General features: G+C 75.0%; 9 protein-coding genes. 7 read left to right on the forward strand and 2 right to left on the reverse strand.

Annotated features, from left to right (window positions below; translation table 11 throughout):
• Positions 1-301 precede the first annotated feature (301 nt).
• The 7 genes from AB0K43_RS23485 to AB0K43_RS23515 all read left to right on the forward strand — a co-directional run bounded on the left by AB0K43_RS23485 (position 302) and on the right by AB0K43_RS23515 (position 10,517).
• Entirely contained in the window at positions 302-1,249 is a 948-nt protein-coding gene (locus AB0K43_RS23485; protein WP_363642810.1) for a hypothetical protein, read from the forward strand.
• A 121-nt stretch (positions 1,250-1,370) separates the two neighbouring features.
• On the forward strand, positions 1,371-2,045 hold the full coding sequence (locus AB0K43_RS23490) for an amino acid permease (protein ID WP_363642812.1): 675 nt from the start codon (positions 1,371-1,373) through the stop codon (positions 2,043-2,045).
• Entirely contained in the window at positions 2,042-2,356 is a 315-nt protein-coding gene (locus tag AB0K43_RS23495; RefSeq protein WP_363642814.1) for a hypothetical protein, read from the forward strand. The genes AB0K43_RS23490 and AB0K43_RS23495 overlap by 4 nt, the downstream gene beginning before the upstream one ends.
• 73 nt (positions 2,357-2,429) lie before the next feature.
• On the forward strand, positions 2,430-3,800 hold the full coding sequence (locus tag AB0K43_RS23500; protein WP_363642816.1) for a dipeptidase: 1,371 nt from the start codon (positions 2,430-2,432) through the stop codon (positions 3,798-3,800).
• 34 nt (positions 3,801-3,834) lie between these two features.
• Positions 3,835-4,968, forward strand: a complete 1,134-nt coding sequence (locus AB0K43_RS23505; RefSeq protein WP_363642818.1) for an aminopeptidase P family protein — start codon at positions 3,835-3,837, stop codon at positions 4,966-4,968.
• Between the two features lie 257 nt (positions 4,969-5,225).
• Positions 5,226-9,113, forward strand: coding sequence for a Pls/PosA family non-ribosomal peptide synthetase (locus tag AB0K43_RS23510; protein WP_363642820.1), 3,888 nt, complete (start codon positions 5,226-5,228; stop codon positions 9,111-9,113).
• Positions 9,114-9,170: 57 nt separating this feature from the next.
• Positions 9,171-10,517, forward strand: a complete 1,347-nt coding sequence (locus AB0K43_RS23515; protein WP_363642822.1) for a M1 family metallopeptidase — start codon at positions 9,171-9,173, stop codon at positions 10,515-10,517.
• A 25-nt stretch (positions 10,518-10,542) separates the two neighbouring features.
• Here AB0K43_RS23515 and AB0K43_RS23520 read toward each other — a convergent pair whose 3' ends face one another.
• Both AB0K43_RS23520 and AB0K43_RS23525 read right to left on the reverse strand, forming a co-directional pair.
• Complete coding sequence (locus AB0K43_RS23520) at positions 10,543-12,312, reverse strand: protein kinase (RefSeq protein ID WP_363642824.1); 1,770 nt, start codon at positions 12,310-12,312, stop codon at positions 10,543-10,545.
• 163 nt (positions 12,313-12,475) lie between these two features.
• Positions 12,476-13,210, reverse strand: a complete 735-nt coding sequence (locus AB0K43_RS23525; protein ID WP_363642827.1) for a (2Fe-2S)-binding protein — start codon at positions 13,208-13,210, stop codon at positions 12,476-12,478.
• Between the last annotated feature and the right edge of the window lie 69 nt (positions 13,211-13,279).

Consider the following 13,279-nt stretch of genomic DNA (forward strand, 5'->3'; position numbering starts at 1 on the left):
GCCCGCCGCACTGGTTTCGAAGCTACGCAGGCCCGCCCCGGGCTTCAAGGATTCCGGCGAAGTGCCAGCTCACCGGCCCGTTACCGGGGGTACGGCCGCCGCGCGGGGCCCGTGGTTGAGCGGCGGGCGCCCGCCCGGCGGCGCCGGATGTGGTCGCGGTCACCGTCCGTACCGGGTGAGCCCGCCCACATTGTCGACACAGCGTGACCCACCCCCGACCCCCGGCACCCACCCCGACCCCCCGGACACCCGCCACGGATGGCCCAGGTCACACCGGCCGCTCGGCGGTAGCCTCCGAAGGGTGAGCACGTCGGAGTCCTCGGCCGAGGTGTCGGCCAGATCCGCCCGTACGCTGCTCCGCGCCGGGCTGGCCGATCCGCAGCACCTGCCGGAGCAGCTGGCCCTGCTGGCCGTCCAGCTGGAGGGGCACCGGGCGCGGGCGGCGGTGGCCAAGCTGCGGCGGACCAAGCCCGGGGCCGGGCCGGTGGAGCTCGGCCGGCTGGTGATCGAGCGCGGCACCCGGCTGACCGTGGTGGAGGGCGGCGCGGTCGGCGGCCCGTTCATGCTGCTGGTGCCGGTGGCCTTCTGCGCCGCGCTGCTGGCCCAGCTGCGGATGGTGCTGGAGCTGGCGGCGCTGGCCGGTCATGACCCGGTGGTCCGGGAGCGGGCCGCCGAGCTGCTGGTGGTGCAGGGGGCGTACCCGACCGTGCCGCAGGCCCGGCAGGCGCTCGCGGAGGTGGCGGACCGGCCGGCGGTGCCGGCGGAGGGCCGGCTGCCGCGCGGCACCCGCACCCGGATGCTGCGCGAGATGGCCTACCTGCTCGGTCTGATCGACCCGGGCGGCCGGCGGCCGGGCCGGATCCGGCAGGCGGCCGGCCGGCTCGCGGTGGCCGCCCTGGTGGTCGTCGGCTTCTTCTTCCCGCTGGTGTGGGTCCCCGCGATGTGGGTCGCCTACCAGCGCGGGACCAGCCGGCTGGGCCTGCGGGCCGCCGAGTTCTACGGGTCGCGCAGCGGCGGCGCGCCGGTCGGGCCGCCGGCCGGGGGCGGCGGCTGGCGGCCCGCGGGCGTGCTGGTGCTGGCCCGGACCCTGGTGGCGACCCTGGTGCCGACCTTCGCCCTGCTGGTGGTGCTGGTCACCGACGTCCGCCTGGTCGGCAGCAAGCTCGCGGCCGGGCTGGTCGCGGTGGCGCTGGCCTCCCTGGTGGTCGCCACGGTGCACGGCATCCGGCACTGGCTCCGCCGCAGGTAGCACCGCCGGGTCCGGGCGCTGCCGGTGATCACCCGGACGGCCCCGCTACGGGCGCGCGACCGGGGCCACCGTGATGGCGTGGGTGACGACCCTTGCAGATCGTCGGCCCCGAGGAGTGCCCGTGTGTGCGATGGACCTGCCGGCCGACGGTCCCGGCACACGGACGGAGGTCAAGGACCGGGCGGTGCCGGCCGTCTCCGCACCGCGGCCGACCTGGCTGACCCTCGCGCTGATGACGACCAGCTCGGTCGCCAGCCTGCGCGCCGCACCGACCATGGCGGTCCACGGCCTGGCCTGCGTCCTGCGCTCCATCGTCCCGGCCGTCGTCTTCCTGCTGCCGACCGCCCTGGTCTCGGCCGAACTGGCCTCCGGCTGGGAGGGCGGGGTCTCCAACTGGGTGTCGCAGGGGCTGTCCAAGCCGATGGGCTTCCTGACGGTGTGGTGCCAGTTCGCGATGACGGTCTTCCACTGCCCGAGCCTGCTGGCGTACGTGGCAAGCACCATCGGGTACGTGATCGATCCGGCGCCGCCCGGTAACGGGCTCTGCACCGCGATCGTGATCATGGTGCTGCACTGGACCGGCGGCCTGCTGGCCTCGGCGGCGGCGATGGTGATCGGCTTCGTGCCGTCCTCGCAGCTCGGCAGCAGCGTGTGGTCGTACGTGCTGCTGTTCGGCAGCGGTCTGCTGCTGCTCGGGGTGATCATCCCGTCCTGCTTCCTGAAGTTCCGCAAGCCCGGCTGGCGGATGGCCGGGGTCGCGGACGACGCGCGGCCGGCCACGGGGGGTGCCGCGTGAGCCCGACCCGGTTCGCCTCCCAGCACCGCTGGATCTACGTCGGCGCGGTCGCGGTGCTGGTCGGCATGCTGATCACCGGCATCCTCGTTGACCAGCAGCACCAGAACGTCCAGGCCAACAAGAAGGCCCAGGAGCTCGCCGGGCAGCTCTCGGCGGCCCGCTGCCCGGTGCCGGACCAGGACCAGATCGTCGCCACCCCCGGGACGGACGGCGGCGCGGTCTGCAAGCAGCCGGCCAGCGCGCTCAAGAACGCGCTCTGGCTGCAGAGCATCTCCGAGGACATCACGACCGCGCGGACCGTCAAGAACTGAGCGGGCCGCCGAGCACCGAGCAGTCCATCGCCGAGGGCCGACCGCGCCCGAGGCCGGGAGGAGCAGCACCGCCATGAACGAGGACGCAGCGGACGACGGGCTCGCCCGCCGGATCGCCGAGCTGATGCCCCGGGCCAAGGCCGACCTGGCCGAACTGGTCGCCATCCCGTCCGTCGCCGATCCGCGGCTCTACCCGCCGGAGCGGTGCCGCGAGGCGGCCGAGTGGCTGGTCGGCGCGTTCGCCGAGGCCGGGCTGCGCGACGTCCACCTGGTCGAGACGCCGGACGGCAGCCACGCGGTGCTCGGCCACCGCCCGCCCCCACCCGGGGCGCCGACCGTGCTGCTGTACTGCCACTACGACGTCCAGCCGCCGCTGGACGAGGCGGCCTGGACCTCCCCGCCGTTCGAACTGACCGAGCGGGACGGCCGCTGGTACGGGCGGGGCAGCGCGGACTGCAAGGGCAACATCGTCATGCACCTCACCGCGCTGCGGGCGCTCGGCGACGAGCTCCCGGTCGGGGTGAAGTTCGTCGCCGAGGGCTCGGAGGAGCAGGGCACCGGGGGGCTGGAGGAGTACGTCAAGGGCCATGTCGACGAGTTGCACGCGGACGCGCTGCTGGTCTGCGACACCGGCAACGCGGCCGTCGGGGTGCCCACCGCCACCACCAGCCTGCGGGGGCTGGCCAACCTGGTGGTCACCGTCTCCACGCTCCAGGGCGACCTGCACTCCGGGATGTTCGGCGGCCCCGCCCCGGACGCGCTCGCCGCACTGATCCGGATCCTGGACTCGCTGCGGGACGCCGACGGCGGCACCCGGATCCGGGGGCTGGACGCGGACGGGGTGTGGGACGGGGTCGGCTACCCGGAGCAGCGGTTCCGGGCCGACGCCGGGGTGCTGGACGGCGTCGGCCTCACCGGGACGGGGGAGGTGGCCGACCGGCTCTGGGCCCGGCCGGCGGTCACCGTGCTCGGCATCGACTGCGCCCGGGTGGTCGGCTCGGCCGCGGCGATCCCGTCCACCGCCCGGGCCCGGGTCAGCCTCCGGGTGCCGCCGGGCACCGATCCGGGCGCCGCGCTGGACGCGCTGACGGCGCACCTTTTGGCGGCGGCGCCCTGGGGTGCAAGGGTGGAGGTCGAACCGGAGGGCACCGGCGCGCCGTTCCGCGCGGCCACCGACGGCAAGGCGTACGCCGCGCTGGACCGGGCCGCGCGGGAGGTGTACGGCCGGGAGATCTCCTACCTGGGGCAGGGTGGCTCGATCCCGCTCTGCAACGTCCTCGCCGGGGCCTACCCCGAGGCGGAGATCATCCTGATGGGCGTCGAGGAACCGCGCTGCCTGATCCACGCGCCGAACGAGAGCGTCGATCCGGCCGAGATCGAGCAGATGGCCCGGGTCGAGGCGCTCTTCCTGCGCCACTACGCCGAGACCGCGGCCCGGCGCTGAGCCGGCCGCGGCAGCCCAGAGAGCAGGGAAGCAGATGTCGAACGGGAGCAGTACGCGGCCCTTCCGGCCGCAGGACTTCGCCGCGAGGATGAGCCGGGCCGCCGACGCGGCGGCGGCCGCCGGGCTGGCCGGCCTGGTGGTGACACCGGGGCCGGACCTGCTGTACCTCACCGGCTACCAGCCGGTGGCGATCACCGAGCGGCTGACCGCGCTGCTGCTGGCCCCGGGGCGCGAGCCGACCCTGGTGGTGCCGAAGCTGGAACGGCCCGGGGCCGCCGGCTGCCCGGCGGCGGCGACGCTGCGGCTCGCCGACTGGGCGGACGGCGCCGACCCGTACGCCGTGGTGGCACCGCTGCTGGAGCAGCGCGGGCATTACGGGATCTCCGACGCGGCCTGGGCGATGCACCTGCTCGGCCTCCAGGAGGCGCTGCCGGGCAGCTCGTACAGCTCGCTCACCCGCTCGCTGCCGATGCTGCGGGCGGTGAAGGACGCCGACGAGCTGGAGCGGCTCGGCGGGGCCGGGGGTGCGGCCGACGCCGCGTACCGCTCGATCCTGGAGGTGCGCTTCGCCGGTCGGCGGGAGAGCGAGGTCGCGGCGGACCTGGCCGAGCTGCTGCTGCACTACGGGCACAGCCAGGTCGACTTCACCGTGGTCGGCTCCGGGCCGAACGGCGCCGATCCGCACCACGAGGCGGGGGAGCGGGTGATCGAGCCGGGCGACACGGTGGTGCTGGACTTCGGCGGGCTGCGGGACGGCTACGGCTCCGACACCACCCGGACGGTGTACGTCGGGCCCGACGCCCCGGCCGAGGTGCGGGCCGTCCACGAGGTGGTCCGGCTGGCCCAGCAGGCCGCCTTCGAGGCGGTCAGGCCGGGGGTGGAGTGCCAGGAGATCGACCGGGTCGCCCGCCGGGTGATCACCGAGGCCGGTTACGGGGAGTACTTCATCCACCGCACCGGGCACGGCATCGGGCTGACCACGCACGAGCCGCCGTACCTGGTGGAGGGCGAGCGGGCCCGGCTGGTGCCCGGGATGTGCTTCTCGATCGAGCCCGGGATCTACCTGCCCGGGCGGTTCGGGGTGCGGATCGAGGACATCGTCACCGTCACCGCGACCGGCGGCCGACGGCTCAACAACACCCCGCACGAGCTGGGAATCGTGACGTAGCCCCGATCCGGTGTGTCGTGGGTCACATTTCACCCACCGGACTGACGGCCCGTCAGATCGCCTGACGTATCGTCATATCCGTTGCCAGGGCGTGGGTGTGGAAGCTGACTGAACGTCAGGAAAACTGAGATCAGGGCCAGTTGGGCTGAGCTGCGATCAGCCGTTGCGATCGGGACTTGGCTACCATCGACGGGTTGTCCGCTTTCGGCCCGAAGCGAGTGGACGGGGACGAGGACGAGGAGCGTACGACTGTGACCATGCTGAGCAGCACACTGCAGGATCAGCAGCCCGGGACGACGCCGCCGGCCGCCGTGCCCGGCGCTGTCCTCCCGGGCCGCCCGGCGCCCGCGCCGCGCACCCTGGTCGAGCTGCTGGCGGCCACCGTGCGCGCGCACCCCCACGAGCCCGCCCTGGACGACGGCCGGGTCGTGCTCAGCTACGCCGCACTGGCCGCCGAGGTCGAGGCCCAGCGCCGCCGGCTGGCCGCCGCCGGCATCGGCACCGGCGACCGGGTCGGCATCCGGGTGCCCTCCGGCACCAACGACCTCTACGTCTGCATCCTGGCCGTGCTGGCCGCCGGCGCCGCCTACGTCCCGGTCGACGCCGAGGACCCGGACGAGCGCGCCGAGCTGGTCTTCGGCGAGGCGCAGGTGGCCGCCGTGCTCGGCGCCGACCGCGCCCTGAGCGTGACCGCCGGCGACCGCCCCGCCCGCGAGCCCGGCCGGCCCACCCCGGACGACGACGCCTGGATCATCTTCACCTCCGGCTCCACCGGCAAGCCCAAGGGTGTCGCCGTCACCCACCGCAACGCCGCCGCCTTCGTCGACGCCGAGGCCGCGCTCTTCCTCCAGGAGGAGCCGATCGGCCCCGGTGACCGGGTGATGGCCGGGCTCTCGGTCGCCTTCGACGCCTCCTGCGAGGAGATGTGGCTGGCCTGGCGCTACGGCGCCTGCCTGGTGCCCGTCCCGCGCTCCCAGGTGCGCAGCGGCGCCGACCTCGGCCCCTGGCTCGCCGAGCAGGAGATCACCGTGGTCTCCACCGTGCCCACGCTGGCCGCGCTCTGGCCGGCCGAGGCCCTGATCGAGGTCCGGCTGCTGATCTTCGGCGGCGAGGCCTGCCCGCCCGAGCTGGTGCAGCGCCTGGTCACCGAGGGCCGCGAGGTGTGGAACACCTACGGCCCGACCGAGGCCACCGTGGTCGCCTGCGGCTCGCTGCTCACCGGCGAGGGCCCGGTCCGGATCGGCCTGCCGCTGGACGGCTGGGAGCTGGCCGTGGTCGACGAGGCCGGTGACCCGGTGCCGATGGGCGGCAGCGGCGAGCTGGTGATCGGCGGCGTCGGCCTGGCCCGCTACCTCGACCCCGAGAAGGACGCCGAGAAGTACGCGCCGCTGAAGTCGCTCGGCTGGGAGCGCGCCTACCGCAGCGGCGACCTGGTGAAGGCCGAGCCCGAGGGCCTGCTGTTCCTCGGCCGCGCCGACGAGCAGATCAAGCTCGGCGGCCGCCGGATCGAGCTCGGCGAGGTCGACGCGGCCCTGCAGGCCCTGCCGGGCGTGCAGGGCGCCGCGGCGGCCGTCCGCACCGCCCGGGGCGGCAACCAGCTGCTGGTCGGCTACCTGGTCACCCAGGAGGGCTGGGACCACGCCGCGGCCGTCGAGCGGCTGCGCGCCGAGCTGCCGGCCGCCCTGGTCCCGCTGCTCGCCCCGGTCGAGGCGCTGCCCACCCGCACCTCCGGCAAGGTCGACCGGGCCGCGCTGCCCTGGCCGCTGCCGGAGCTGGAGACCGCCGGCCCGAGCGAGCAGCTCTACGGCACCGAGGCCTGGCTCGCCGAGCAGTGGAGCGAGATCCTCGGGGTGCCGGTCTCCGGCGCCCAGGACGACTTCTTCGCGATCGGCGGCGGCAGCCTGGCCGCCGCGCAGCTCACCACCCTGCTGCGCGCCCGCTACCCCGCCGCCGCCGTGCTGGACATCTACCAGCAGCCGGTGCTGCGCAAGCTGGCCCGCCACCTCGAGCGCTCCGCCCAGGGCGACGGCGCGGCCCGGACGATCGAGCCCGTGCCGGCCCGGGCCAAGGTGATCCAGCTGCTCCTGCTGCTGCCGCTGTTCACCCTGGTCGGGCTGCGCTGGACGGTCGGCCTGCTGGCCCTCGGCAACGCGCTGGCCTGGTTCGGCGACTACCCCTGGGCGCCGACCGCCTCCTGGTGGGCGGTGCTGCCCGTCGGGGCGCTGCTGTTCAGCCCGCCCGGCCGGCTGGCCATCGGGGCCGGCGGCGCCCGGCTGCTGCTGCGCGGGCTGCGGCCCGGCAGCTACCCCCGCGGCGGCGGTGTCCACCTGCGGTTGTGGGCCGCCGAGCGGCTCGCCGAGCTGAGCGGCGCGACCGAGCTGTCCGGCGCCTGGCTGGTCCGCTACGGCCGGGCGCTCGGCGCCCGGATCGGGCCCGAGGTCGACCTGCACTCGCTGCCCCCGGTCACCGGGATGCTCCGGCTGGGCCGCGGCTGCGCGATCGAGGCCGAGGTCGACCTCTCCGGCTACTGGCTGGACGGCGACCGCCTGGAGGTCGGCCAGATCCGGGTCGGCTCCGGCGCGGTGGTCGGCACCCGCAGCACGCTCTTCCCCGGCTCCCGGATCGGCAAGCGCGCCCAGGTGGCGCCCGGCTCCGGGGTCACCGGCCAGATCCCGACCGGCCAGCGCTGGGCCGGCGCGCCCGCGGTCAAGCTCGGCAAGGCCCATCGCGACCGCCCCGCCCGGCGCCCCGCGCGCCGGGTCCACTGGGCGGCGCTGTACGGCGCGAGCGGGCTCGGCCTGAGCCTGCTGCCGGTGATCTCCGGCCTGGCCGCGCTGGCCGTGCTCAGCCGCTTCGTCCAGCCCGGTGACCAGCTCGGCGCCGCCCTCACGGCCGCGCTGGCCGCGGTGGTGCCCGCCACCCTCGCCTTCGGCCTGACCTACGCCGTGCTGCTGGTGGCCGCCGTGCGGCTGCTCAGCATCGGCCTGCGGCCCGGCTACCACCCGCTGCACGGCCGGATCGGCTGGCAGGCCTGGACGGTCAGCCAGCTGATGGACCTGGCCCGCGAGACGCTGTTCCCGCTGTACGCCGGCCTGATCACCCCGGTCTGGCTGCGCGCGCTCGGCATGAAGGTCGGCAGCCGGGCCGAGGTCTCCACCGTGCTGGCCCTGCCCAGCCTGACCACCGTGGGCGACGGCGCCTTCCTGGCCGACGACACCCTGATCGCCCCGTACGAGCTGGGTGGCGGGTGGCTGCGGCTGGGCGAGGCGGAGATCGGCGAGCGGGCCTTCCTCGGCAACTCCGGGATGACCGCGCCGGGCCGGGCCGTGCCCGCCCGCGGGCTGGTGGGCGTGCTGTCCGCCGCCCCGAAGAAGGCCAAGAAGGGCAGCTCGTACCTGGGCATGCCGCCGATGCGGCTGCCGCGCTCGGCCGACTCCGGCGACCAGAGCCGCACCTACGACCCGCCGGCCCGGCTGCTCTGGGCGCGCGGGCTCACCGAGGTCTGCCGGATCGTGCCGGTGCTGGCCTCGGCCGCGCTCGGCGTGCTCACCGTGGCCGCGCTGGCCTGGCTGGCCGCGCCCGGCTCCGTGCTGCTGGCCGCACTGCTGTCCGGCGCGGTGCTGCTGGGCGCCGGCGTGCTCGCCTGCCTGGTGTCGATCGCCGCCAAATGGCTGCTGGTCGGGCGCTTCCGCGCGGTGGAGCACCCGCTGTGGAGCGGCTTCGTGTGGCGCAACGAGCTGGCCGACACCTTCGTCGAGGTGCTCGCCGTGCCGTGGCTGATCGGGGCGGTGCCCGGCACCCCGGCGCTCAACCTCTGGCTGCGCGGGCTCGGCGCCAAGGTCGGCCGGGGCGTGTGGTGCGAGAGCTACTGGCTCCCGGAGGCCGACCTGGTCACCCTGGGTGACGGGGTGAGCATCAACCGCGGCTGCGTCCTGCAGACCCACCTCTTCCACGACCGGATCATGCGGATGGATACTGTGGTCCTCCGCGAGGGCGCCACACTCGGCCCGGGCGGAATCGTGCTGCCCGGCAGCACCGTCGGGGCCCGCAGTACGCTCGGACCTGCCTCGCTGGTGATGCGCGCGGAGTCCGTCCCCGCGGACACCCGCTGGCTGGGCAATCCGATCGAGGCCTGGCAGGCTTGACGGCTCGATGCACACCGCACAGCGCAGTTCGTAAGACGGCAGGGAGAGTTCGCACCGTTGAGCCCCAAGCAGGCGTCGCACCTCGGTGTCGACCCGTACTTCCCCACGCACGGTGACATCCGGTACCGGGTCCACCGGTACGAACTCGCTCTGGACTACAAGCCGGGCCCCAACCGGCTGGGCGGCACAGCCCGGCTGAGCGCGGTGGCCGGTGCCGAGCCGCTGCGCGAGTTCGCGCTCGACCTGGCCGAGTTCCGGATCGGCCGGGTGCTGGTGGACGGGCGCGCCGCCCACTACACCCACCGGGCCGGCAAGCTGCGGATCCGGCCGGCCAAGGCGCTGGCCGCCGGCGCGGCGTTCACCGTCGACGTGCACTACACCGGCAACCCCAAGCCCGTCCGCAGCCCGTGGGGCGGCCTGGGCTGGGAGGAGCTGACCGACGGCGCGCTGGTGGCCAGCCAGCCGATCGGCGCGCCCTCCTGGTACCCGTGCAACGACCGGCCGGCCGACAAGGCCTCGTACCAGGTCTCGATCACCACGCCGTCCCCGTACACCGTGCTGGTCGGCGGCCGGCTGCTCACCCGCACCACCCGGGCGGGCACCACCACCTGGGTGTACGAGCAGCCCGCGCCCACCTCCAGCTACCTGGTGTCCGTCTCGATCGGCCAGTACGAGGCGCTGCGGCTCGGCGACCCGGCGGCCGGCGGGGTGCCGCAGCAGGCCCACGTGCCGGCCCGGCTGGTGCCGCAGGCCGCCCACGACTTCGGGCGGCAGGGCGAGATGATGCGGCTGTTCGAGGAGCTGTTCGGCCCGTACCCGTTCAACTCGTACGCCGTGGTGGTCGCGGACGAGGAGCTGGACGTCCCGGTCGAGGCGCAGGGTGTCGCCACCTTCGGCACCAACCACGTGGACGGCGTCCGCGGCTCGGAGCGGCTGGTCGCGCACGAGCTGGCGCACCAGTGGTTCGGCAACAGCGTCACGATCGCCGACTGGCGGCACATATGGCTCAACGAGGGCTTCGCCAAGTACGCCGAGTGGCTCTGGTCCGAGCGCTCCGGCGGCCGCCCCGCCGCCACCCACGCGGCCGTTGCGCACGCGATGCTGGCGGCCCTCCCGCAGGACCTGCGGCTGGCGGACCCGGGCATGCCCCGGATGTTCGACGACCGGCTGTACGAGCGCGGCGGGCTGACCGTGCACGCGCTGCGCTGCGCCCTCGGCGACGAGGCCTTCTTCCGGATGGTCAAGGACTGGGTCGGGCTGAACCGGCACGGCGTGGTCGGCACCGCCGACTTCACCGCGCACGTCCGCCGCTACGCCACCCGGCCGGTGGACGGGCTGCTGGAGGCCTGGCTGCACGAGACCGCGCTGCCGATGCTGCCGGTGGCGCCGGGCGCCGCGGCCTGAGCGCGCGCTCCGGTCGCGGTGGTGGTCAGCCGGTCTTGACGACCTTGAGCACCTTGCCGGAGGCGCCCGCGGTGAGGTAGCCGCCGGCGTCGTAGTCGGCCGACAGGTAGTAGCGGATGGTGATCTCGTCGGCGAACCAGCCGTAGTCCACGATCAGGTAGCGCGACTTGGGGTTGGAGACGCCGAGCTCGGTCTCGGCGGTGGCCATCACGGTCGGGATCTGGTTCCAGTCGATCTTGGTGAGGTCGACCGTCCGGTCACTGCTGGTGATCGCCCCACCGGGTTCGCTGGTCGCCTTGCCGCCGCGGTAGTTGACATCGTCGTAGTGCTTGGGGTTGTCCTTGTTCACCACCTTGGCACTGGCGAAGTCCGGGTAGATCGTCAGATCGGTGATCGTGGTGCTGCCGGTGGCCGAGCGGATCGCGTCGACCAGGCTGCGGGCGCCGTCCGGGGTGAGCAGGTTCTTGCCGGCGGCGGAGGGTGCTGTCTTCGGGGTGCTGCCGGTGCTGGCGGGGGTCGAGCCGGTGGTGCCGGTGGTCCTGCCGGTGCTGCCGGTGCCCGCGCTGCTGGTGGTGACCTGTGGCGAGGAGCCGCCGGCGGCGTGGTTGCCGGACTTCAGCAGCCCGCTGCTGAGTGACCAGCCCAGCAGGCCGACCACCGCCACACCGGCCACCGCGGCCGCCAGCACCGGGCCGGTCCGGCGGCGGGCCGGCGGCTGTCCGGGCTGCCAGGGCTGGGTCTGCCCGTGCTGGGCCCACGGCTGCTGGCCGGTGCCGTGGCCGGGCATCGGGCCGGTGCCGTACCCGGGAAGTGGCCCGGTGCCGTACCCGGGCATCGGGCCGGTGGGGCCGGTGGGGTAGGGCACGGCGTCGTTGAGCTGGGTGGGTGCGTACGGGGCGGCCTGGTTCAGCTGGGTCGGCGAGAACGGTGATCCGTTGCCGAGGGTGCCGTCGATGCCCTGCTCGGCGGCGGCGAACAGCCGGTCGAGCTGGGCGGCGTCGGGCCGGACGGCCGGATCGCGGGCCAGCAGGGCGGCCAGCGTGGGGCCGAGCGGGCCGGAGCGCACCGGCGGCGGGAGCGGCTCGTCCAGCACGGCGGCCAGGGTCGCGATGCTGGTGGCGCGGCGCAGCGGGTGGTGGCCCTCCACGGCGACGTAGAGCATCATGCCGAGCGACCAGAGGTCGGAGGAGGGGTTGCCCTCCTGGCCGCGGATCCGTTCGGGGGCGATGAACTCGGGCGAGCCGATCAGCGAGCCGGTCGCGGTCAGGCTGGTCGACTCGCTCAGCGCGGCGATGCCGAAGTCGGTGAGCACCGGGGTGCCGTCCGTGCGCAGCAGCACGTTGGCCGGCTTGACGTCGCGGTGCTGGATGCCGGCGGCGTGCGCGGCGCGCAGCGCGGAGAGCACGCCGCGGCCGATCCGGGCGGCCTCCTGGGGCGAGAGCGCGCCCTGGTTGATCCGGTCGTGCAGCGAGCCGCCGGTCACCAGCTCCATCACCAGCCAGGGGTGGGGGAGCTCGGCCGTGTCCACGATGTGGTAGATGATCACCACGTTGGGGTGCTGGAGCCGGGCCAGCGCCTGGGCCTCGCGCAGCACCCGCTCGCGCAGCTCGAAGGCGGCGGCGGGGTCGGCGGCGAGCATCGCCGGGTCCGGCGGGCGGACCTCCTTGAGCGCCACCTCGCGCTGCAGCAGGGTGTCCCGGGCCCGCCAGACCAGACCCATGCCGCCGCCGCCGAGCCGCTCCAGCAACTCGAAGCGGCCGTCGATGAGCTGGGCGCCTGGCCCCCCTGTAGTCATGGCGGTCATCGTAGGGGCTCCGGCGGACAGCTTTCGAACGCGGCGCGGCGCCACCCGGGGCCGCGGGCCTGGTTGAGGCTCCGGTCGTGTGCGGTACGGCGCCGCCCGGTGGCGGCTTCGGTGCCGAGGTGCGTCGGGTGCGGGTCCGCCCGGTCCGGGAGGCTCAGCGGGCGGCGGATCGGCGGGGTGCGGGGGCCCGGTCGAGTGCGCAGTCCCCGCAGAGGCCGCCGCCCGGCACCCGGTAGTAGAGGCAGCAGGTGGCCCGGCGGAAGCCGGGGGTGGCCGACCAGGTGTCCACCAAGGGGGATCGATGGAGCTGTCGAGCCATCAGGTCGGTTGCCCGTGACGATACGTGACGATCCGTCAGGCTGCCGAGCAGGATCCGGTGGGAGCCCACCAGGGCGGAGGCCGCGTTGCCCCACAGCAGCCGCTCGGCGACCGGTGCCACGGATCGCACGGCCTCGCCCAGCGGGGCCAGGACGCCCAGCACGGTGGAGCGGTGCAGGGCGTCCACCGGATCGCCGGTGACGGGGCTCGCGCCGGGCCCGGGGAGCCAGAGGTCCAGCGGTCCGCCGGGAGGCAGCCGGAAGTGCGCCCGGTCCGGATCGAGGTCCGCGATGTGGCCGAACGCCGCCACGCCGAGCGCCACCGACCAGAACCGGGCCGCCAGGCCGAGATGGACCACCGAAGCGGCCACCCTCGACTCGGTGGTGCGCAGTTGGGCGGCGGCGTGGTGGATCCGGCGGGCCAGGTCGGTGTCCGGCCCGGGCCGGTGGAGCTCGCCGAGCGGGCGGAAGCCGTCCGGCGGGCGCTCGGCGACGTCGACGTGGAAGTACGGTCCGACGGCTCCGACCCGGCGGAGCACCTCGGACGCGGGGAGGCCGGCCGGTCCATGCACGGACGCCATGGTGGCACAGCCCGGCGCGGCGGTGGTCGGGCCGGCGGTTCGGGCCGGCGGCCCGGGCCG

This window comes from Kitasatospora sp. NPDC049258 (assembly GCF_040678895.1).
In the GTDB taxonomy this organism is placed as follows: Bacteria; Actinomycetota; Actinomycetes; order Streptomycetales; family Streptomycetaceae; genus Kitasatospora.

Coding starts and splice junctions, on each gene's coding strand:
- AB0K43_RS23500 (WP_363642816.1), top strand. CDS start 2,430: ATGAACGAGGACGCAGCGGACGACGGGCTCGCCCGCCGGATCGCCGAG.
- AB0K43_RS23505 (WP_363642818.1), top strand. CDS start 3,835: ATGTCGAACGGGAGCAGTACGCGGCCCTTCCGGCCGCAGGACTTCGCC.
- AB0K43_RS23510 (WP_363642820.1), top strand. CDS start 5,226: ATGCTGAGCAGCACACTGCAGGATCAGCAGCCCGGGACGACGCCGCCG.
- AB0K43_RS23520 (WP_363642824.1), bottom strand. CDS start 12,312: ATGACTACAGGGGGGCCAGGCGCCCAGCTCATCGACGGCCGCTTCGAG.